The sequence below is a fragment of the Pseudomonas sp. AC112 genome (assembly GCF_979253545.1).
In genome coordinates this window covers 3,964,867-3,986,606 of sequence record NZ_CEEDCM010000001.1, presented here as the reverse complement: position 1 = coordinate 3,986,606, position 21,740 = coordinate 3,964,867, and the positions used below count along the sequence as shown (strand labels likewise).

The following is a 21,740-nucleotide window of genomic DNA, read 5'->3' as shown; positions in this document are numbered from 1 at the left end:
CTGGCATGGATCAAGACTCCACCATCGCCATCGCTTCTTCTACATCCACCGCCACCAGACGCGAACAACCTGGTTCATGCATCGTGACCCCCATCAGCTGATCCGCCATTTCCATGGCGATCTTATTGTGGGTGATATAGATGAACTGCACGGTCTGGGACATCTCCTTCACCAACCGCGCGTACCGTCCAACGTTAGCGTCATCCAGCGGGGCGTCAACTTCGTCGAGCATGCAGAACGGCGCCGGGTTCAACTTGAAGATGGCAAATACCAGGGCCAATGCGGTCAGGGCTTTCTCGCCGCCGGACAACAAATGGATGGTGCTGTTCTTCTTGCCCGGAGGCCGCGCCATGATCGTCACCCCTGTATCGAGTAGATCTTCGCCCGTCAGTTCCAAGTAAGCGCTGCCACCGCCGAAAACTTTTGGGAATAAGGCCTGTAAACCGCCATTAATCTGATCAAAGGTATCTTTGAAGCGGTTTCGGGTTTCCTTGTCGATCTTGCGGATCACGTTTTCCAGGGTGTCCAGGGCTTCCACCAGATCGGCGTCCTGGGCGTCCAGATAACGTTTGCGTTCGGATTGCTGCTGGTATTCGTCGATGGCCGCGAGGTTGATCGCACCCAGGCGCTGGATACGCGCGGCAATGCGCTCAAGTTCTTCTTCGGCTTCTTTCTCGTTGGCCTGGGCGGTGAGGGTATTGAGCACGCCGTGCAGGTCGTAGCCGTCTTCCAGCAATTGGTCTTGCAGGGTCTTGCGGCGCACGGTCAGGGCTTGCCATTCCATGCGTTGTTGTTCGAGCTGGCCGCGGATCAGCTGGGATTGCTGCTCGGCCTGGGTCCGGCGCTTTTCGGCGTCACGCAGTTCGCGGTCAGCGTCTTCCAGGGCGATCTGCGCGGTCTTGAGTTCTTCGTCGACGGTCATGCGCTTGTCGAGCAACTCTTCGAGCTTGAGGCGCAGCTCTTCCAGCGGCGCTTCGCCCTCCTCCAGGTTGAGGCTCAGTTGTTCGCGCTTTTCGGTGAGGCGCTCGGACTGCATCTCCAGGCGTTCAAGGGCCTGGGCCGTGGACGCGTGCTGGGCCTTGAGCGAACCCAGGCGCACCGCCAATTGGTGGGCATGGTCTTTGTGCTGACGGGCTTCCTGGCGCACACGGTCGAGGCGCTCGCGCAGGCTGTCGCGCTGGGCCAGCAGCAGTTCACGCTGCTCGGTGTCCAGCGCCATGCTGTCGAGGGCTTCCTGCAGGTGCAGGCGTGCTTCACCGATCTGTTCGTGTTCGAGGGCGCGTTGCTCACCCATCTCGGCGACTTCTTCGTCGAGGCGGGTGCGGCGCAGGGTCAGTTGCTCGACCTTGGCTTTGCTCGCGGAGAGCTGGGCTTTCAATTCACCTTGCTGGCGCGCTTCGTCCTGCAACAGGCGGCGCAGGTGTTCGCGGCCAGTCTCTTGCTGGCGCTGGGTGGCGCGCAGGGTTTGCAGTTCGGTTTCCAGGCTTTCCAGGGTCGCTTCGCGCTCTTCACGCTCGGCGATCAGGTTGACGATTTCCTGGCCACGGGCCAACACACCGCTTTGCGCTTCACTGGCGCGGCGTACGCGCAGGAAGTGGCGGCCGACCCAGTAGCCGTCGCGGCTGATCAGGCTTTCGCCGGCCGCCAGTTGGCCGCGTTGGGCCAGGGCCTGCTCCAGGGATTCGACCGGCTTGACCTGGCCCAGCCATGGCGACAGATCAATCGCCGCCTCAACCTTATCCAGCAAACTGCCCGGCACCCGCGTGCCATCGGCGGCCGGGCTGAGCAGACGCAAATCGCCCTGGGCGAAACCGGCCAGGTCGAAGCCGCCAAAATCATCCACCAGCACGGCTTGAAGGTCGGCACCGAGGACCGTTTCAACCGCCAACTCCCAACCCGCCTCTACCTTCAAGCCTTCCGCCAAGCGCGGGCGCTCGGCCAGATGCTGGTCACGCAGCCACTCGGCGGTGCCGGTACCGGGGTCCAAGGCGGCTTGCTGCAAGGCTTCGAGGGAAGCAAGCCGACCATTGAGCCGCTGCAAATCGCCCTGGGCCTGCTGCTGCGCCTGGGTCGCCTGTTGCAGTTGCTGACGCAATTGCTCCAGGCGCTCCACTTGTTGTTCTTCGCTGGCTTCCAACTCTTCCAGCGTCATTTCGCTTTCGGCCAGTTGCTCGCTCAGTTCCATGATCGCCGCGTCTTCCGGGTCGGCGGCGAGCAACACGCGCTCTTCCTGCAGACGACGCTGGCGCTCGGCCAGGCGCTCCATGCTGGTTTCCAGCTGCTGGATGCGCGACTGCTGCACTTCGGCCTGGCGGCGTGGCTCGGCGGACTTCAGGTTGAAGGTGTCCCACTGCTCCTGCCAGCCGTGCATGGTGGTTTCGGATTCTTCCAGCGCGGCGGCGGCTTCTTCGGCGGCGGCACTGGTGATTTCCTGCTCGGGCGTTAGCATGTCGAGCTCTTCGCCGAGGGTCAGCAGCAAGGTGCGGTCGTGGCCCAGGTGCGATTCAGTTTCCAGACGTGCGCGCTCGGCTTCCTTCAAATCATCCTGCAACTGGCGCAGGCGCTGCTGGCCGTGCTGGATGCTCTGCTCCACGCGGGCAATGTCGCCTCCCACCGAGTAGAAGCGGCCCTGCACCAGATTGAAGCGCTCGGACAGGTCATGGTGACCGTCACGCAGGCGTTCGATGCTGGCGTCGGCGTTGCGCTGCTCGGCCACCAGGGCTTCGAAGCTGATTTCCTGGGTGCCGATGATTGCTTCGCGCTGGCCGACCTGATCATTCAGCGCCTGCCAGCGCAGGGCCGAGAGTTGCGCCTTGAGCTGGCGCTCCTCGCCCTTGTATTCCTGATACTTCTCGGCGGCCTGGGCCTGGCGGTGCAGGCGTTCAAGTTGGCGCTCCAGCTCTTCGCGCAGGTCGGTCAGGCGGGCGAGGTTCTCGTGGGTGCGGCGGATACGGTTTTCGGTCTCGCGGCGGCGCTCCTTGTACTTGGAGATGCCGGCCGCTTCCTCGATGAAGTTACGCAGGTCTTCGGGCTTGGCTTCGATCAGCTTGGAGATCATGCCCTGCTCGATGATCGAGTAGCTGCGCGGGCCCAGGCCGGTGCCGAGGAAGATATCGGTGATATCCCGACGGCGACACTTGGTGCCGTTGAGGAAGTAACTGTTCTGGCTGTCGCGGGTCACTTTACGGCGAATGGAGATTTCCGCGTAGGCCGCGTACTCGCCGATCAAGGTGCCGTCGGAGTTATCGAACACCAGTTCGATGCTGGCCTGGCTCACCGGCTTGCGGCTGGTGGAGCCGTTGAAGATGACGTCGGTCATCGACTCACCACGCAGGTTTTTGGCCGAGCTCTCGCCCATCACCCAGCGGACGGCGTCGATAATGTTCGACTTGCCGCAACCATTGGGCCCGACCACCGCCGCCATGTTACTGGGGAAGTTCACCGTGGTCGGGTCGACGAAGGATTTGAACCCCGCCAGTTTGATGCACTTGAGCCGCACGCTTAGGCGTCCGCCAACGCTGCGATGACCAGAGAGCAACTGCGCTGGCCGTAAGCCGACAGCACTTGGCGAATCTGCACCAAGTCACGCGCGAGCACGGCGGCGAGCAGCTGTTCGAAGAATGCCAGGTACTCGCTCATGGAGGCCTTGCGTTGATCCAGCGCCAGGTAATAGGCGCGGTTCATCGCCGGCTGCAGGTTCTCGACGGTTTCCTGCAAATAAGGGTTATTGGCGAAGGGGTACGCGGCGCGCATCACGTTGAAGCTTTCTTCGACGAAAGCACGGATGTCCTGGCGCTCGAAGCTGCTCACCAGGCGCTGCTGGATCTGCAGGAACGGCGCCATGTCAGCCTGCACCTGCCACCCCTGGGCGACCGCATTGCCGAGCAGGATGTACAGCTCGCCCATCAAGGTGCACAGGCTCTGCACCTTGTGCGCGGTGAGTTCGGTGACGTGGGCGCCCCGGCGCGGCAGGATCGCGATCAGGTGGCGGCGTTCGAGGATCAGCAAGGCTTCGCGCACGGAACCACGGCTGACATTGAGTGCCAGCGTGACCTTTTGCTCCTGGATCCGCTCCCCAGGCTTGAGATCGCCGCGAATGATGCGTTCGGCGAGGTGGTGAGCAATTTGCTCGGCGAGACTGTCCGGCGCCTTGAACGTCATGTTTTCCCTTCAAAATCTTCTATCGGTACAAGCGCGGCAGTGTAGCGCATTGGCCCGCTGATGGCGCTACGCCCACCGTGGCGAATTTGGCATGAAATAAGCAACACGCAAAGCCCATAAGCCCCCAAAAACAACGGTTCCAGAAGACTGGACCATAATTGAATGTGTTGCGATCGCAATTTCTTGACCTTCTGGTCAGAAAATCGTTGACCGAAAAGTCAGACATGACTAGATTCGGCGCAAAGCGGTTAACAACAATAATGAGTCTGCGAGGCCTTCCGTGATCCAGTTTTTACTTAACCAGGAACTCCGTAGCGAGCACGCCCTGGACCCCAACCTGACCGTGCTCAACTATTTGCGCGAGCACCTGGGCAAATCCGGCACCAAGGAAGGCTGCGCCAGCGGCGACTGCGGAGCCTGCACGGTGGTGGTCGGCGAGCTGCATACCGATGCTCAAGGTGCAGAGCAGATCCGTTATCGCAGCCTCAACTCGTGCCTGACCTTCGTGTCGTCGCTGCACGGCAAACAACTGATCAGCGTCGAAGACCTCAAGCACCAGGGCCAACTGCACAGCGTGCAACAGGCCATGGTGGAGTGCCACGGGTCGCAATGCGGTTTTTGCACCCCTGGCTTCGTGATGTCGCTGTTCGCCCTGCAAAAGAACAGCGACGCGCCCGACAGCCAGAAAGCCCATGAAGCCCTGGCCGGCAACCTGTGCCGCTGCACCGGTTATCGCCCGATTCTTGCGGCCGCCGAACAGGCCTGCTGCAACAAACCCCAGGATCAGTTCGACAGCCGCCAGGCCGAGACCATCGCCCGTCTCAAAGCCATCGCGCCGACCCAAACCGGTGAACTCAACAGTGGCGACAAACGCTGCCTGGTGCCGCTGACCGTCGCCGACCTGGCCGACCTCTATGACGCCTACCCGCAAGCCCGCCTGCTGGCGGGCGGCACCGACCTGGCGCTGGAAGTCACCCAGTTCCACCGTACGCTGCCGGTGATGATCTACGTCGGCAACATCGAAGAAATGAAGCGCATCGAAGACTTCGACGATCGCCTGGAAATCGGCGCCGCCGCCGCCCTCTCCGACTGCTACACCGCGCTGCATCAGGCCTACCCGGATTTCGGCGAGCTGCTGCACCGCTTCGCCTCCCTGCAGATCCGCAACCAGGGCACCCTGGGCGGCAACATCGGCAACGCCTCGCCGATCGGTGATTCGCCGCCGCTGCTGATCGCCCTCGGCGCGCAGATTGTGCTGTGCAAGGGCGAGACACGCCGCACCTTGGCGCTCGAAGACTATTTCATCGATTACCGCGTCACTGCCCGCCAGGACAGCGAGTTCATCGAGAAGATCATCGTGCCGAAAGGCCACGCGTTGTTCCGTGCCTACAAAGTCTCCAAGCGCTTGGACGATGATATTTCCGCCGTCTGCGCGGCGTTCAATCTGAAGATCGACAATGGTGTGATCAGCGAGGCCCGCGTGGCGTTCGGCGGCATGGCTGCCATCCCCAAGCGCGCCAAAAGCTGCGAAGCCGCGTTGGTCGGCGCCACCTGGAACAGCGCCACGGTGGAGAAAGCCTGCGCCGCCCTGGCCGAGGATTTCACTCCGCTGTCGGACTTCCGCGCCAGCAAGGAATACCGCCTGCTCAGCGCGCAGAACCTGCTGCGCAAATACTTCATCGAACTGCAAACGCCGCACATCGAGACTCGGGTGACCGCTTATGTCTAACCATCACGCCGTCGTTAAAACCCAGGCCGAACTCGCCGAGCTGTTCGCCCAGGACCTCACCTCCGGGGTCGGTCGCAGCGTCAAGCATGACAGCGCCGCCAAGCACGTATCCGGCGAGGCGCAGTACATCGATGACCGCCTGGAATTCCCCAACCAGTTGCACCTGTACGCGCGCATGTCCGACCGCGCCCACGCGAAAATCATCAGCATCGACACCGCGCCTTGCTACGCCTTCGACGGCGTGCGCATCGTCATCACCCATGAGGATGTGCCGGGCCTGAAAGACATCGGCCCGTTGATGCCTGGCGACCCATTGCTGGCCATCGACACCGTGCAGTTTGTCGGTCAGGTCGTGCTGGCCGTCGCGGCCCGCGACCTGGAAACCGCACGCAAGGCCGCCATGGCGGCCGTGATCGAATACGAAGACCTGGAACCGGTGCTGGACGTGGTCGAGGCCTTCCGTAAAAAACATTTCGTACTCGACAGCCACACCCACCAGCGCGGCGATTCGGCCGGTGCCCTGGCAACCGCAAAAAACCGCATCCAGGGCACCCTGCACATCGGCGGCCAGGAACACTTCTACCTGGAAACCCAGATTTCCTCGGTAATGCCCACCGAAGACGGCGGCATGATCGTCTACTGCTCCACGCAAAACCCCACCGAAGTGCAGAAGCTGGTGGCCGAAGTGCTGGATGTATCGATGAACAAGATCGTGGTCGACATGCGCCGCATGGGCGGTGGTTTCGGCGGCAAGGAAACCCAAGCGGCCAGCCCGGCGTGCCTGTGTGCGGTAGTGGCGCGCCTGACTGGCCAGCCGACCAAGATGCGCCTGCCGCGCGTCGAAGACATGTTGATGACCGGCAAGCGCCACCCCTTCTATATCGAATACGACGTGGGCTTCGACGACAGCGGCCGACTGCACGGGATCAACCTGGAACTGGCGGGTAACTGCGGCTGTTCGCCGGACTTGTCCAACTCGATTGTCGACCGTGCGATGTTCCACTCGGACAACTCGTATTACCTGGGCGACGCCACGGTCAACGGCCACCGCTGCAAGACCAACACCGCGTCCAACACCGCCTACCGCGGTTTCGGCGGCCCGCAAGGCATGGTCGCCATCGAGGAAGTGATGGACGCCATCGCCCGCCATCTGGCGCTGGACCCACTGGCGGTGCGCAAGGCCAACTACTACGGCAAGACCGAGCGCAACGTCACCCACTACTACCAGACCGTCGAGCACAACATGCTCGAAGAGATGACCGCCGAACTTGAAGCCAGCAGCCAATACGCCGAGCGCCGCGAAGCGATCCGCTTGTACAACGCCCACAGCCCGATCCTGAAAAAAGGCCTGGCGCTGACGCCGGTCAAGTTCGGTATTTCGTTTACCGCCAGCTTCCTCAACCAGGCCGGTGCGTTGATCCATATCTACACCGACGGCAGCATCCACTTGAACCACGGCGGCACCGAAATGGGCCAGGGCCTGAACACTAAGGTCGCGCAAGTGGTGGCCGAGGTGTTCCAGGTGGACATCGACCGCGTACAGATCACCGCCACCAACACTGACAAGGTGCCCAACACCTCGCCAACAGCAGCCTCCAGCGGTGCCGACCTGAACGGCAAGGCTGCGCAAAACGCCGCCGAAACCATCAAGCAACGCCTGGTGGAGTTCGCCGCGCGCAAATACGACGTGAGCGAAGCGGATGTGGAATTCCACAACGGCCATGTACGCGTGCGTGACCAGATCCTTACCTTCGAGGCGCTGATCCAGCAGGCGTATTTTGCCCAGGTTTCGCTCTCCAGCACCGGCTTCTACAAGACCCCGAAAATCTTCTATGACCGCAGCCAGTCGCGCGGTCGGCCGTTCTACTACTTCGCGTTCGGTGCGGCCTGCTGCGAAGTGATCGTCGACACCCTGACCGGCGAATACAAGATGCTGCGCACCGACATCCTCCACGACGTCGGCGCCTCGCTGAACCCGGCCATCGACATTGGCCAGGTAGAAGGCGGCTTTATCCAGGGCATGGGCTGGCTGACCATGGAGGAGCTGGTGTGGAACAACAAGGGCAAGCTGATGACCAACGGCCCGGCCAGCTACAAGATCCCGGCGGTGGCCGACATGCCGCTGGACTTGCGGGTGAAGCTGGTGGAAAACCGCAAGAACCCCGAAGACACGGTGTTCCATTCCAAAGCCGTGGGCGAGCCGCCGTTCATGCTCGGAATCGCTTCGTGGTGCGCGATCAAGGACGCGGTAGCGAGCCTGGGTGACTATCGCCATCAACCCAAGATCGATGCGCCAGCGACGCCGGAACGGGTGTTGTGGGGCTGTGAGCAGATGCGGCAGTTGCAAACAACTCCACCCCCTGTAGGCGCTGGCTTGCCAGCGATGACGGCCTGACAGACACCACAAGAGGTGACTATGAACAATTGGATCAGCGCCCTCGCCGACCTGCAAAACCGGGGTGAACCCTGCGTGCTGGTGACCATCATCGAAGAGCTCGGCTCCACGCCGCGCAATGCCGGTTCGAAGATGGTGATCAGCGCCGCCCAGGCCTTCGACACCATCGGCGGCGGGCACCTGGAATACAAGGCGATGCAGATCGCCCGCGACATGCTTGTGCGTGGCCAGCAGAACACCCACCTGGAGCGCTTCAGCCTCGGCGCGAGCCTGGGCCAGTGCTGCGGCGGCGTGACGGTGCTGCTGTTCGAGCCCATGGGCCAGGTGCAGGCACAGATCGCGGTGTTTGGCGCCGGCCATGTCGGCCGTGCGCTGGTGCCGTTGCTGGCGAGCCTGCCGTGCCGGGTGCGCTGGATCGATTCCCGCGACCAGGAGTTTCCGGAACATATCCCCCAGGGCGTGCGTAAAATCGTCAGCGAAGAGCCAGTCGACGAAATTGCCGACCTGCCGGTGGGCAGTTACTGCATCGTCATGACCCACAATCACGCGCTGGACCTGGAACTGACTGCCGCCCTGCTCAAACGCAATGACTTTGCCTACTTCGGCCTGATCGGTTCGAAGACCAAACGGGTCAAGTTCGAACACCGCCTGCGTGATCGCGGTTTCGATGCCGCGCAGTTGCAACGCATGCGCTGCCCCATGGGCCTCACCGAGGTGAAGGGCAAGTTGCCCGTGGAGATCGCCATCTCCATCGCCGGGGAAATCATCGCCACCTATAACGCCAATTTCGGCCAGCACACTGCGAGCGCCGAACCTATTGCCAAACTGCTGCCGGCTTCACGTCGCAGCCAAGCCCTTTGAATTGAGATCACCATGCCTTTGACTCGCAAAGCCTACCGTGCCGCCATCCTGCACAGCATCGCCGACCCTGCTGAAGTGGGGATAGAAGCCTCCTACGAATATTTCGAAGACGGCCTGCTGGTGATCGAAAACGGTCAGATCAGTGCCCTTGGCCATGCCAGCGATTTGCTGCCAACCCTGCCTGCCGACATCGAAATCACCCACTACCAAGACGCGCTGATCACACCCGGCCTGATCGACACCCACATCCACCTGCCGCAAACCGGCATGGTCGGCGCGTATGGCGAGCAGTTGCTGGACTGGCTCAACACCTACACCTTCCCGTGCGAAAGCCAGTTCGCCGACAAGGCCCACGCCGAAGAAGTCGCGGACATTTTCATCAAGGAACTGCTGCGCAACGGCACCACCACCGCGCTGGTGTTTGGCAGCGTGCACCCGCAGTCGGTGAATTCGTTCTTTGAAGCCGCCGAGAAACTCGACCTGCGCATGATCGCCGGCAAGGTGATGATGGACCGCAACGCGCCGGACTACCTGACCGACACCGCCGAATCCGGCTACCAGGAAAGCAAGGCGCTGATCGAGCGCTGGCACGGCAAGGGCCGCCTGCACTACGCGGTGACGCCACGCTTTGCGCCCACCAGCACGCCGGAGCAACTGGCGCTGGCCGGGCAACTGCTGGGCGAATACCCGGACCTGTACATGCAGACGCACATCAGCGAGAACAAGCAGGAAGTCGAGTGGGTGAAGGAGCTGTTTGCGGAGCGCAAGGGCTACCTGGATGTGTACGACCACTACAAACTGCTGGGCGAGCGCTCGGTGTTTGCCCATGGCGTGCATTTGTGTGATGACGAGTGCGCACGGTTGGCAGAGACGGGTTCGGCGGTCGCGTTCTGCCCGACTTCGAACTTCTTCCTCGGCAGCGGCTTGTTCAACCTGCCGATGGCCGAGAAGCACAAGCTGAACGTCGGCCTGGGCACCGACGTGGGCGGCGGCACCAGTTTCTCACTGCTGCAAACCCTGAACGAAGCCTACAAGGTCATGCAGTTGCAGGGTGCGCGGTTGAGCCCGTTCAAGTCGCTGTACCTGGCGACGTTGGGTGGTGCGCGTGCATTGCGCTTGGAAGACAAGATCGGCACGTTGCAACCGGGCACCGATGCGGACTTCCTGGTATTGGACTACAACGCCACGCCGCTGCTGAGCTATCGCTTGAAGCAGGCGAAGAACATTGCCGAGACGTTGTTTGTATTGATGACGCTGGGGGATGATCGAACGGTGTTGCAGACCTATGCAGCCGGGCAGTTGGTGCACCAGCGCTAACCCCAAAAAATCCCCGGCTATCAACCGGGGATTTTTATATGCACCCTCTCTGTAGGAGCCCGGCTTGCCGGCGATGGCGTTATCAGCTTCGGCGCAGGACTTGAGCGCCTCATCGCCGGCAAGCCAGCTCCTACAAGGAAGAGGGTCAGAGTTTGATCGAGGAGCGACCCGGCTTCTTGGTCTGCAACAAATGCGAGAACACCGCATGCAAATCATCCGACGCGCTCTCTTCATCGAGGTTGAGCTTGCTGTCGATATGGTCCATGTGATGCATCATCAGGTTCACCGCCAGCGCCGCGTCCCGTGCTTCGATCGCGTCGATCAACTGGGTGTGCTCATCGTAGGAACAGTGCGAGCGGTTGCCGCTTTCGTACTGGGCGATGATCAATGAGGTCTGGGACACCAGGCTGCGCTGGAAGCTGATCAGCGGGGCGTTCTTCGCCGCTTCGGCCAGCTTGAGGTGGAACTCGCCAGAGAGGCGGATGCCCGCACCGCGATCGCCACGGGAGAAGCTGTCGCGCTCGTCGTTGACCATCTGGCGCAGCTCGGCCAACTGTTCAGCCGTGGCGTGCTGCACCGCCAATTCAGTGATCGCCCGCTCCACCAGACGCCGCGCAAGGAAGACCTGGCGTGCTTCCTCGACGCTGGGGCTGGCCACCACCGCACCGCGATTGGGGCGCAGCAGCACCACGCCTTCATGGGCCAGCCGCGACAGGGCACGGCGAATGATGGTGCGGCTCACGCCAAAGATTTCGCCCAGTGCCTCTTCACTCAACTTGGTACCGGGTGCCAGGCGTTGTTCGAGGATCGCCTCGAAGATATGCGCGTAGACGATATCGTCCTGGGTTCCGCTGCGACCAGCCTTGCCGGCACGCGGTTGTTTCTTGAGAGGTTGCAACTGTTCGTTCATGGGCACTCGGGTTTGGAGAACGGCGGCGAATTAACGGTAATACGGCAACAACGTGTCGCTGGCAAGTATCACCTAAAATCAGGGCACATTGTACACAACCGGATGCGCCAACACACTGTACGGCTGTTTGCGCCGTCGGCTGTATTGCAATGAGTCGTTACGTTTAAGTTTAGGCTTGAATCCGTGCCGACAACGGCAAAAATCCAGGTAAAAGGAACACCTTCCATGAACGACGCCACCCAAGCGCCTTTGCGCCCGCTGGCCGACACGTCTGCGTCGGCCGTAGTCGCCGGCTTCATCGCCATGATGACCGGCTATACCAGCTCCCTGGTCCTGATGTTTCAGGCCGGGCAAGCCGCCGGTTTGACCACGGCGCAGATTTCTTCATGGATCTGGGCGATTTCCATCGGCATGGCGGTGTGCAGTATCGGCCTGTCGTTGCGCTATCGCACCCCCATCACCATTGCCTGGTCGACGCCAGGCGCCGCGCTGCTGATCACCAGCCTGGGCGGTGTGAGTTATGGCGAGGCCATCGGTGCCTACATCACCTGCGCGGTGCTGGTGACGATTTGCGGGTTGACCGGCAGCTTTGAAAAACTGGTCAAGCGCATCCCGGCGTCGCTGGCCGCCGCTTTGCTGGCAGGGATTCTGTTCAAGATCGGCAGCGAGATCTTCGTCGCCGCGCAGCATCGCACCGGGCTGGTGCTGGGGATGTTCTTCACGTACCTGGTGATCAAGCGCCTGTCGCCGCGTTATGCGGTGCTGGCGGCATTGGTGATCGGCACCGTATTGTCCGGTTTGATGGGGTTGCTGGACTTCAGTGGTTTTCACCTGGAAGTGGCGACGCCGGTGTGGACCACGCCGCACTTCTCGCTGGCCGCCACCATCAGCATCGGCATCCCGCTGTTCGTCGTGGCGATGACATCCCAGAACATGCCCGGCGTCGCCGTGCTCAGGGCCGACGGTTACAACGTACCCGCTTCGCCGCTGATCACCGCCACCGGCCTGGCCTCATTGGTGCTGTCGCCCTTCGGCTCCCACGGCATCAACCTGGCAGCGATCAGCGCGGCGATCTGCACCGGGCCTCATGCCCATGAAGACCGTAACAAGCGCTATACCGCAGCGGTGTGGTGCGGGGTGTTCTACGGGATCGCCGGGGTGTTCGGCGCGACCTTGGCGGCGTTGTTCGCAGCCTTGCCCAAGGAACTGGTGCTGTCGATTGCGGCATTGGCACTGTTTGGCTCGATCATCAATGGCCTGAGCATCGCCATGAATGAGCCGAAGGAACGTGAAGCGGCGCTGATCACCTTTATGGTCACGGCGTCTGGCTTGACGCTATTTTCCATCGGCTCGGCGTTCTGGGGAATTGTGGCGGGGGTGTTGACGCTGCTGATTCTGAACGGGCGCAAGGCATAAAAAAACGGCGACCTTCAGGTCGCCGTTTTTTCAGTATCACTTAGCCGCGTTGATCGGCTTTTCCGGATACCACACGTCCAGCAGCGGGCTGACTTCAGCCTTGGTCAGCTCGGAACGGGTTTTCAGCCAGGCTTCAACAGCAGCACGCTGCTCTTCGGAGACCGAGCCGCGCTTCTGCAGGCAAACCAGACCGTAGTCATCGCCGCCGACATAGCCCAGACCGTTGGCTTCCATGGCTTCTTTGATGAATGCTTCGAGGAAAGCGTCGATAGCTTCTTCACTCAGGCCTTCGTTGAAGTCCAGGTTCAGTTCGAAACCCAGCTCTTGAAATTCATCAACGCACAGTTTTTTGCGCAGACGCTGGGAACGGTTAGTCGCCATTGGAACAATCCTCATAAGTAATAACGGGCGGCACTTTAGCAGTTTAAGGCGGCGATTGCCCGACTCTCTGGGACAGGCGGCACAATGGCGCTAAAAAAAACGCGCAATACCAGCTATCGTTCAGCTACAAGTGGATCCACCTTGGGGCATAATGCCGACACTTTCATGACCATTGAGGGATTTTTCTTATTTACCCCTCGCCTTTTTCACCCTCCTCAGCAGTAGGGTTTTACTTCTTATGATCAAATCTTTGCGTTCCGTCTTGCTCGCCGGTCTTCTCCTTCCGCTGGCCTTTTCCACCTCCGCTGCTCCCGTCAACAATACCCTGCCACCGAATGTTCAGCAGGCACTCGCCAAAGCCAAGCTGCAAAACACCGCGCTGTCCCTGGTGATGATCCCCCTGAACGGCCCCGGTACACCGACCGTTTTCAACGCCGATGTCTCAGTGAACCCGGCCTCGACCATGAAGTTGGTCACCACCTATGCGGCCCTGGAAATGCTCGGCCCCAACCACCAGTGGAAAACCGAGTTCTACACCGACGGTACCCTCAGCGGTGGCGTGTTGCACGGCAACCTGTACCTCAAGGGTGGCGGCGACCCCAAGCTGAACATGGAAAAACTCTGGCTGCTGATGCGCGACCTGCGCGCCAACGGTGTGCAGCAAGTCACCGGCGACCTGGTGCTGGACCGCAGTTTCTTCAACCAGCCGCTGTTGCCGGAATTCAACGACGATGGCAACGACGAGAACAAGCCCTTCCTGGTCAAGCCGGACGCGCTGCTGGTCAACCTCAAGGCGCTGCGTTTCGTCACCCGCAATGACTCCGGCCGGGTGCTGGTGTCGGTCGAGCCGCCAATTGCGAGCATCCGCATCGACAATCAGGTCAAGGTGTCCAACGCCAAGCAGTGCACTGGCGATGTGCGCTACAACCCGGTGACCGCCGCCGATGGCAGCGTGACAGTGACGGTCAGCGGCCAGTTGGCCGATGGCTGCAGCTCGCAGACTTATCTGTCCTTGCTTGATCACGCCACCTACACCGCCGGCGCCGTGCGGGCGATCTGGCAGGAGTTGGGCGGTACCATCCAGGGCCGTGACATCCAGGCACCCGTGCCCAAGGATGCCAAGGTGCTGGCCCGGGCGTTCTCACCGGACCTGGCGGAAATCATCCGCGACATCAACAAATACAGTAACAACACCATGGCCCAGCAACTGTTCCTGAGCCTGGGCGCGCAGTTCCGCAACGATGCCGACGGCGATGATGCCAAGGCGGCGCAACGTGTGGTACGCCAGTGGCTGGCGAAAAAAGGCATTACCGCGCCGCACCTGGTGATGGAAAACGGCTCCGGCCTGTCGCGTGCCGAACGGGTCAGCGCCCGCGAGATGGCGGCCATGCTGCAAGCGGCTTGGAAAAGCCCTTACGCTGCCGAGTACATCAGCTCGATGCCGATTGCCGGCACTGACGGCACCATGCGCAAACGCCTGAAGACCACCGCCATGCGCGGCGAAGCCCACGTCAAGACCGGCACCTTGAACACCGTGCGCGCCATCGCTGGGTTCAGCCGCGACAACAATGGCAACACCTGGGCCGTGGTGGCGATCCTCAACGATCCAAAACCCTGGGGCGCTTCGTCGGTGCTGGATCAGGTGCTGCTGGATCTGTATCGCCAGCCTAAGGCAGTGGCGGCCGCTCCCGTCCTTTGAATCTGTACCCTGTAGGAGCCGGCTTGCCGGCGATGACATCCGAAGGAGCACCACTGAACATTCGGTCCACATCGCCGGCAAGCCAGCTCCTACGGGGTTGATCAGGCACGCAGCCTTTCGGCCTCCACCCGGTCCCTGCCCGCCTGCTTGGCGACGTACACCGCCGAGTCTGCGCGCAGCAACAGCCCGTCGATGCCTTCATCCACGCGCCAACTGGCCACGCCAAAGCTGGCGGTGACTACGCCGACCGGCTCCATCGGCGCACTGCGCAGCGACTCCCACAAGTCCATCGCCAGGCGGTAGGCCTGATCACCATCGGTGTGGGGACACAGCACCATGAATTCTTCACCGCCCAGACGGCAGAACACATCGGTACGGCGCAGGCGCTGGCTGATGCGTTTGCACAGTTCCTGCAAGACCCCATCGCCCACCGCATGCCCATGTTGGTCGTTGATGCGCTTGAAGTGATCGATATCAAGCATGATCACCGACAAAGCCCCCGAGGTGCGGTTGAGCCGCACCATCTCGGCCTTGAGACGATCCTGGAAGTAGCGGCGGTTGTGGATCCCGGTCAGGGAATCGGTGATCGAGAGTGCACGCAGCTCCTCTTCCACCCGCTTGAGGTCGGAAATGTCCGACACGTAGCCATGCCACAACGTGCCGCCCGCGGGTAATTCTTCAGGCGTCGCCTCGCCACGAATCCAGCGCAGGCCCCGTTGTGGCAACAGCACGCGGTACTCCTCGCGCCAATGGCTCAACTGCAACGCCGACAAGCGAATCGAGGCGCGCACCCGCTCCGCGTCCAGCGGGTGGATACGCTCGAAGACCTTCTTTGCATCCTGCTGCAGCACGCCGGGCTCGATTTCATAGATATCGCGCATGCCGTCGCTGGCGTAGATGAATTTCCAGTTGTCCTGGGGCTCCAGGGTGAACTGGAAGATCCCCCCGGGCACATGGGCGCTGAGTTTCTTGAGCAGGCGGTCCCGGGCTGCCAGGGCCTCGTAGGCACGCTTTTGTTCGGTGACGTCCAGGTAGATCGCCAGGTGGCCGATCCACAGTCCGTGGTCGTCCAGCAACACCGTGGCCAGCATGTTCACGGTCAGTTGGCTGGCGTCTTCGCGAACCAGGGTCCACTCACGGGCTTCGTGCAGTGTGTCAGGACTTTCCACCAGCATGGCCTGGCTCGCCGGGATGCGCTTGCCCAAGGCCACGCTCAGGCTGGCGGAGCGCGCTTCCAGTTCCGGCGCCAGGTGCAGGCTTTCCAGGGTGTGGGTGCCCACCACCTGCTCGGCCCTGAAACCCAGCATCTGCTCGGCACCGGCGTTGAAGGTGTTGATGACACCGCGCAGGTCGGTGGCGATGATCGCGACCTGGGTCGCGGCATTCAGCACGCTGCGCAATTGGCCATGAGCACCGCGCAACTCCTGCTCGCGCAGACGTAACTGCGCCGTGCGCTGCTCGACCAGTTTCAACGCACGTTGGCGCTGGCTCACCAGCACATAGAGCAAGGCGCTGAGCAACAGGCTGAGCAGGCCACCCATGGTCAGGACCGTAGACAGCGAAGAGTGGTTGGCCTGGTCGAACACCTGGCTTGGGCGCAGTTTCAGCGCATACCCATGGTCGCCTAACGTGAGGCGGCGCGCGCCGACGAGGTCGCTGCTGCCCACCTCATTGCTGGACTCGAAAAGCACGCGTTTCTGCAGGTCAGAGGTGTCGACAATCTGCATCACCAGGTTGTCCCGGTCCGGCTTGGGCAAACCATCGGCCACCAACTGGCGCATGCTGATCACCGCCATCACATAACCATAGGGCTCATTCTGGGATTGCTCGGAAGTGGGCAGATGGCTCACCGGCGCGACCAATAGCACCCCGGTGGCATAGGCCGGCTCTACCCCGACCAATTGCATCGGCTGGGAGACCGCGAGCTTACCGGTCTTCTGCGCGCGCTCAAGCGCTGAACGCCGCAGCGGCTGGGCCAACAAATCGAAGCCCAGTGGTGCGCCAAGCAGGCTCTGGGTCTGGCTGTACAGCACCGGCACGTACTCATCGCGCTCGGGCGCTGGGGCCAGCTCGCCGGCTGAATTCAGTTCACGGATAACAAAGGGTGTGCCGCGCTGTTCGGACACAGTCTGTTCAAATTGACTGCGCTGCTCGCGGTACACCCGTGGCGCCCAAGAATAGGCGCGAGCGCGCAACAACAGGGGCTGGGCAAAGCCGTCGAACTCCTCGCGGGACACATCATCGGAATTGACGAAGAAACGCCGCAAGCTGTTCAGGCGCTGCTCCTGGTCTTCGAAGCGTTCCTGCAGGCGCGTATAGCGCTCGTTGACCAACAACTGGAAGCGTTGGCGCACCTGTTGCTGATAGAGGTCGGAGGCTGCCCAGGCAACGATCGCCGTCAAGGCTAAACCTGCCAGTAACACCACCAATGCCACCAGCCAAGCCGACGCCTGCTCACTGATAAAGCCTAGGATTTTCGGGCGAACGGCTTGTAACGGCATAGGCAACACTCACAACGCCAGCGTGCGGGGGGTGTCACTTTGGCTAGGCCTTAAGTTATAGCCACCGGCCTTGAATTTGACCAGCGCAAAAAAGCCGCAAGCCCGGAATATTCCAGGCTTGCGGCTCTTTTAGTGGCAGCGATCAGCGCGCGGTGATTTTCCACGCCCGGTGGATCTTCGCATTACGCGCGAAATCCGGGTCGATGGTCTTGTCGCTGATTTCCTCGACCACATAGCGCTCGCTGAGGTTGTCCTCCAGCGCGAACTTGCGGAAGTTGTTCGAGAAGTACAACACGCCGCCCGGCGCCAGGCGCGCCATGGCCAGGTCGAGCAATTGCACGTGGTCGCGCTGCACGTCGAAGATGCCTTCCATGCGCTTGGAGTTGGAAAAGGTCGGCGGGTCGATGAAGATCAGGTCGAACTCATCGCGGCTGGCCTCCAGCCACGCCATCACATCACCCTGCTCCAGGCGGTTCTTGTCAGAGAAACCGTTGAGGGAGAAGTTGCGACGCGCCCAGTCCAGGTAAGTCTTGGACAGGTCGACACTGGTGGTGCTGCGCGCACCGCCCTTGGCGGCGTGCACACTGGCGGTGGCGGTGTAGCAATACAAGTTGAGGAAGCGCTTGCCGGCGGCCTCTTTCTGGATACGCAGGCGCATCGGACGGTGGTCGAGGAACAGGCCGGTGTCCAGGTAGTCGGTAAGGTTGACCAGCAGCTTCACGCCGCCTTCGCTGACTTCGGTGAACTTGCCCTGGGCGCTCTGGCGCTCGTACTGCTTGGTGCCGCTCTGACGCTCGCGGCGCTTGACCACCACGCGGCTCTTGTCGATGTTCAGCGCCTGTGGAATGGCTGCCAGGGCATCGAACATGCGCGCGGAGGCTTTTTCAGGGTCGATGGACTTCGGCGCAGCGTACTCCTGCACGTGGACCCAGTCGTGGTACAGGTCGATGGCCATGGAGTATTCCGGCATGTCGGCATCGTACACGCGGTAGCAATCCACGCCTTCGCGCTTGGCCCACTTGCCCAGCAGCTTGAGGTTCTTCTGCAGGCGGTTGGCAAACATCTGCCCGCCTTCGCTCAAGCGCGCCTGCTCGACCACAGGGGCCGGGGCGGGTTTGATCGGGTTGCCGTTCTTGTTGTACTGGCGCTCTTGCGGCTCGGCCGGGGCTTGATCGTAAGCGGCTTGCTCACGCTCGGCCTGGCGCTGTTCGGGGGTACGACGCTCGCCGGTGACGAACTGATCCGGGTTGACCTTGATCAGCAGCAACTTGCACGGCAACGCGCCGTTCCAGAACGAATACTGCTTGTGGCTGCGAATGCCCATGCGCTTGCCCAGGTCCGGCGCGCCGGTAAACACCGCCGCCTCCCAACCCATGCAGGCCTGGCGCAGACGCTCGCCGAGGTTTTGGTAGAGGTACAACAGGCTGGCTTCGTCACCCAGGCGCTCGCCGTACGGCGGGTTGCAGATGACCAGGCCTTTCTGGTTCTGGTCCGGACGCGGCTCGAAGGTGCCGACTTCGCCCTGGTACACCTTGATCCAGTGGCTCAGGCCGGCACGTTCGATGTTGTTGCGCGCGGGTTGGATCAGGCGTGGGTCAGCTTCGTAGCCTCGGATCCACAGTGGCGGCTTGTTCATGCCGATGGCGGCACGTTCAGCAGCTTCTGTGTGCAGCTTCTTCCACAGCGCCGGGACGTGACCCAGCCAGGTGGTGAAGCCCCACAGTTCACGATTCAGGTTCGGCGCCATGTCGGCGGCGATCATCGCGCCTTCTACCAGGAAGGTGCCCACACCGCACATCGGGTCGCTCAGCGCACCGCCTTCAGCGGCGATACGTGGCCAACCGGAACGGATCAAGATCGCGGCCGCCAGGTTTTCCTTCAACGGTGCCGCGCCCTGCTGCAGGCGATAACCGCGCTGGTGCAGGCTGTGGCCGGACAGATCGAGGGACAGGATGGCTTCGCCACGGTCCAGGCGCAGGTGAATGCGCAGGTCCGGGTTGATCTTGTCGATGGACGGCCGTTCACCGGTCGGGGTGCGCAATTTGTCGACGATTGCGTCCTTGACCTTCAGCGCGCCGAAGTGGGTGTTGTCGATACCCGAGCCGTGGCCGCTGAACTCAACGGCCAGGCTGCCGTCGGGCACCATGTGGTCTGCCCACTCGATATCCAATACGCCGTGGTAGAGGTCTTCGGCGTCCTTCATCGGGAAACGCTTGAGTACCAACAGCACGCGGTTGGCCAGTCGCGACCAGAGGCACAGGCGGTAGGCGGTTTCCATGTCGGCCATGCCGCGCACGGCCGAGGTGTGCTCGCGGGCTTCCTCAAGGCCAAGCCCGACGGCTTCCTCGATCAGCAGGCCTTCGAGGCCCTTGGGGCAGGTGAGGAAGAGTTCAAAACGGTCCGACATGGGGCATTCCAGGCTTTTCAGCAATAAATGAACGAGCGACGCATCGCCGGTTCGGTTTTCAATCAAGCACTTTTCTTGAAGAGTGCTCGCGTGGCACGAATGTGCCGTCCCACCCCGTCTAATGAGCCCGTGGGCCTTGATTGACGGGGCAGATAAAGAATTTGCAGCAACAAAAAGAAATATCTCGACCCTTCGTCGAATAATAACCGACTGCAACGGGCGGACATTCTCACTAAAGGATTAAACCCATCCTCTTTGCAGGGTGCATCATAGCTGGCTTTGCCAGATAAATGGGGCTAAAAGCCATCCCAGCTTATGGCTATAGCATCGTTATCGTTACGTGCTTATGACAAAACGATCATTGAATCCATGTGACCTATTGGTTAGAACTCAACACAGGTTGGCGCCGTAACGACGCCGACACATTGGCTCGCCACGCCGGCAGCGAGCCCACCAACGGCAGAAAAACTCTGCCCGGCCTCGGACGAGGCCGAAGGATATCAAGACAGTCAACAAGTGAGGGAAACACCCTATGAGAAGACTTAAGCGTGATCCGTTGGAAAGAGCATTTTTACGCGGATATCAATATGGCGTTCATGGCAAATCCCGTGAGCTTTGCCCATTTACTCTACCGTCGGTACGCCAAGCCTGGATCAACGGCTGGCGAGAAGGACGCGGCGACAACTGGGACGGTATGACTGGCACTGCGGGCATCCACAGACTCAACGAACTTCACGCCGTCGGCTAATCAAGGGCTTTTAATTCCGACACCACCTTTGAATTTGTAACGACTTACCATGCACGCCCCATCCGGGCGGCGGGCTTCGGCCCAGGGGGCTCCTTTTGAGGAGCCCTTTTTATTGCCTGGGCGATGGCGCTTTCGCAATGGCGATTGATCTTTCTTACCCCATCGCCGGCAAGCCAGCGCCTACCGTTTCGGCAGTGCAGCGATTGCATCCACCGACTGGCGGATCAGCGCCGGTCCCTTGTAGATGAAGCCGGAGTACAACTGCACCAGGCTGGCACCCGCGGCAATCTTCTCGGCGGCATGCTTGCCTTCGGTGATACCACCCACCGCGATGATCGGCAAACGCCCAGCCAGCTCAGCAGCCAGCACCTTGACGATGTGGGTGCTCTTATCGCGCACCGGCGCACCCGACAGGCCGCCCGCTTCGTCGCCATGGGACAAGCCTTCGACGCCTGCACGGCTGAGGGTGGTGTTGGTTGCGATCACCGCGTCCATACCCGAATCCACCAGGGCCTGGGCCACCAGCACGGTTTCTTCGTCGCTCATGTCCGGGGCAATCTTGATCGCCAACGGCACGCGCTTGCCATAACGCACGGCCAGGTCTTCCTGGCGCTGGCGCAAGGCTTCGAGCAGTTGCTTGAGGGAGTCGCCAAACTGCAGGCTGCGCAGGCCCGGGGTGTTCGGCGAGCTGACGTTGACCGTGACATAGCTGGCGTGGGCGTAGACCTTGTCCAGGCAGATCAGGTAGTCATCCACCGCACGCTCAACCGGTGTGTCGAAGTTCTTGCCGATATTGATACCCAGGATGCCCTTGTACTTCGCGGCTTGAACCCGCGACAGCAAGTGATCGACGCCCAGGTTGTTGAAGCCCATGCGGTTGATGATCGCCTCGGCTTCCGGCAGGCGAAAAATACGCGGCTTGGGGTTGCCTGGCTGTGGGCGCGGGGTCACGGTTCCGATTTCGACAAAGCCGAAACCCAACTGTGCGAAACCATCGATGGCCGCGCCGTTCTTATCGAGGCCCGCCGCCAGCCCGACCGGGTTGGGGAAATCGAGCCCCATCACCGAGACCGGCATTTTTGCCGGTGCCTTGCATACCAGGCCATTGAGCCCCAGGCGGCCACCGGCACCGATCAGGTCCAGGGACAGATCGTGGGAAGTTTCCGGGGAGAGTTTGAACAACAACTGGCGGGCCAGGGTATACATGGGCGGGCT

Annotated in this window: 14 protein-coding genes; 7 read left to right on the top strand and 7 right to left on the bottom strand. The window is 61.4% G+C overall.

Annotation, left to right across the window (positions count from 1 at the left end):
• Positions 1-10: 10 nt before the first annotated feature.
• Entirely contained in the window at positions 11-3,499 is a 3,489-nt protein-coding gene (gene smc / locus AC0IYN_RS18430; RefSeq protein ID WP_458375757.1) for a chromosome segregation protein SMC, read from the bottom strand.
• Positions 3,500-3,501: 2 nt separating this feature from the next.
• Positions 3,502-4,161, bottom strand: coding sequence for a GntR family transcriptional regulator (locus AC0IYN_RS18425; protein WP_406597966.1), 660 nt, complete (start codon positions 4,159-4,161; stop codon positions 3,502-3,504).
• 280 nt (positions 4,162-4,441) lie between these two features.
• On the opposite strand from AC0IYN_RS18425, the gene xdhA reads away from it, so the two are divergent.
• From xdhA to guaD, 4 genes are read left to right on the top strand one after another with little or no spacing between them, the layout of a single operon-like run.
• Positions 4,442-5,890 carry a xanthine dehydrogenase small subunit gene (gene xdhA / locus AC0IYN_RS18420; RefSeq protein ID WP_406597965.1) on the top strand — a complete coding sequence of 483 codons (1,449 nt, stop codon included), beginning with the start codon at positions 4,442-4,444 and terminating at the stop codon, positions 5,888-5,890.
• The gene (gene xdhB, locus AC0IYN_RS18415; protein ID WP_457248236.1) at positions 5,883-8,285 is read left to right on the top strand and encodes a xanthine dehydrogenase molybdopterin binding subunit; all 2,403 of its coding nucleotides are present in this window, start codon (positions 5,883-5,885) and stop codon (positions 8,283-8,285) included. Before xdhA ends, xdhB begins: the two co-directional genes overlap by 8 nt.
• Before the next feature lie 21 nt (positions 8,286-8,306).
• Positions 8,307-9,146: a xanthine dehydrogenase accessory protein XdhC gene (gene xdhC, locus AC0IYN_RS18410; RefSeq protein ID WP_457248235.1), complete on the top strand. Its 840-nt coding sequence runs from the start codon at positions 8,307-8,309 to the stop codon at positions 9,144-9,146.
• Positions 9,147-9,158: 12 nt separating this feature from the next.
• On the top strand, positions 9,159-10,463 hold the full coding sequence (gene guaD / locus AC0IYN_RS18405) for a guanine deaminase (protein ID WP_406597962.1): 1,305 nt from the start codon (positions 9,159-9,161) through the stop codon (positions 10,461-10,463).
• A 145-nt stretch (positions 10,464-10,608) separates the two neighbouring features.
• On the opposite strand, the gene AC0IYN_RS18400 is transcribed toward guaD, so the two are convergent.
• A complete protein-coding gene (locus AC0IYN_RS18400) occupies positions 10,609-11,373 on the bottom strand; it encodes a GntR family transcriptional regulator (RefSeq protein ID WP_015885332.1) in 765 nt (254 codons plus the stop codon).
• A 225-nt stretch (positions 11,374-11,598) separates the two neighbouring features.
• On the opposite strand from AC0IYN_RS18400, the gene AC0IYN_RS18395 reads away from it, so the two are divergent.
• A complete protein-coding gene (locus AC0IYN_RS18395; RefSeq protein ID WP_406597961.1) occupies positions 11,599-12,789 on the top strand; it encodes a benzoate/H(+) symporter BenE family transporter in 1,191 nt (396 codons plus the stop codon).
• A gap of 36 nt (positions 12,790-12,825) precedes the next feature.
• On the opposite strand, the gene AC0IYN_RS18390 is transcribed toward AC0IYN_RS18395, so the two are convergent.
• A complete protein-coding gene (locus tag AC0IYN_RS18390; protein WP_003193255.1) occupies positions 12,826-13,170 on the bottom strand; it encodes a YggL family protein in 345 nt (114 codons plus the stop codon).
• Between the two features lie 238 nt (positions 13,171-13,408).
• Here AC0IYN_RS18390 and dacB point away from each other — a divergent pair, with 238 nt between their 5' ends.
• Entirely contained in the window at positions 13,409-14,869 is a 1,461-nt protein-coding gene (gene dacB / locus AC0IYN_RS18385) for a D-alanyl-D-alanine carboxypeptidase/D-alanyl-D-alanine endopeptidase (protein ID WP_406597960.1), read from the top strand.
• Positions 14,870-14,970: 101 nt separating this feature from the next.
• Here the strand turns inward: dacB and AC0IYN_RS18380 are convergent, their stop codons facing one another.
• On the bottom strand, positions 14,971-17,370 hold the full coding sequence (locus tag AC0IYN_RS18380; RefSeq protein ID WP_471842410.1) for a sensor domain-containing diguanylate cyclase: 2,400 nt from the start codon (positions 17,368-17,370) through the stop codon (positions 14,971-14,973).
• A 142-nt stretch (positions 17,371-17,512) separates the two neighbouring features.
• Positions 17,513-19,777, bottom strand: a complete 2,265-nt coding sequence (gene rlmKL, locus AC0IYN_RS18375; protein ID WP_406597958.1) for a bifunctional 23S rRNA (guanine(2069)-N(7))-methyltransferase RlmK/23S rRNA (guanine(2445)-N(2))-methyltransferase RlmL — start codon at positions 19,775-19,777, stop codon at positions 17,513-17,515.
• A gap of 532 nt (positions 19,778-20,309) precedes the next feature.
• On the opposite strand from rlmKL, the gene rmf reads away from it, so the two are divergent.
• Complete coding sequence (gene rmf / locus AC0IYN_RS18370; protein WP_002553055.1) at positions 20,310-20,525, top strand: ribosome modulation factor; 216 nt, start codon at positions 20,310-20,312, stop codon at positions 20,523-20,525.
• Between the two features lie 180 nt (positions 20,526-20,705).
• Here rmf and AC0IYN_RS18365 read toward each other — a convergent pair whose 3' ends face one another.
• On the bottom strand, positions 20,706-21,731 hold the full coding sequence (locus tag AC0IYN_RS18365) for a quinone-dependent dihydroorotate dehydrogenase (RefSeq protein ID WP_406597957.1): 1,026 nt from the start codon (positions 21,729-21,731) through the stop codon (positions 20,706-20,708).
• Positions 21,732-21,740 lie beyond the last annotated feature (9 nt).

Coding starts and splice junctions, on each gene's coding strand:
- AC0IYN_RS18425 (WP_406597966.1), bottom strand. CDS start 4,161: ATGACGTTCAAGGCGCCGGACAGTCTCGCCGAGCAAATTGCTCACCAC.
- xdhB (WP_457248236.1), top strand. CDS start 5,883: ATGTCTAACCATCACGCCGTCGTTAAAACCCAGGCCGAACTCGCCGAG.
- xdhC (WP_457248235.1), top strand. CDS start 8,307: ATGAACAATTGGATCAGCGCCCTCGCCGACCTGCAAAACCGGGGTGAA.
- guaD (WP_406597962.1), top strand. CDS start 9,159: ATGCCTTTGACTCGCAAAGCCTACCGTGCCGCCATCCTGCACAGCATC.
- AC0IYN_RS18400 (WP_015885332.1), bottom strand. CDS start 11,373: ATGAACGAACAGTTGCAACCTCTCAAGAAACAACCGCGTGCCGGCAAG.
- AC0IYN_RS18395 (WP_406597961.1), top strand. CDS start 11,599: ATGAACGACGCCACCCAAGCGCCTTTGCGCCCGCTGGCCGACACGTCT.
- AC0IYN_RS18390 (WP_003193255.1), bottom strand. CDS start 13,170: ATGGCGACTAACCGTTCCCAGCGTCTGCGCAAAAAACTGTGCGTTGAT.
- dacB (WP_406597960.1), top strand. CDS start 13,409: ATGATCAAATCTTTGCGTTCCGTCTTGCTCGCCGGTCTTCTCCTTCCG.
- AC0IYN_RS18380 (WP_471842410.1), bottom strand. CDS start 17,370: ATGCCGTTACAAGCCGTTCGCCCGAAAATCCTAGGCTTTATCAGTGAG.
- rlmKL (WP_406597958.1), bottom strand. CDS start 19,777: ATGTCGGACCGTTTTGAACTCTTCCTCACCTGCCCCAAGGGCCTCGAA.
- rmf (WP_002553055.1), top strand. CDS start 20,310: ATGAGAAGACTTAAGCGTGATCCGTTGGAAAGAGCATTTTTACGCGGA.
- AC0IYN_RS18365 (WP_406597957.1), bottom strand. CDS start 21,731: ATGTATACCCTGGCCCGCCAGTTGTTGTTCAAACTCTCCCCGGAAACT.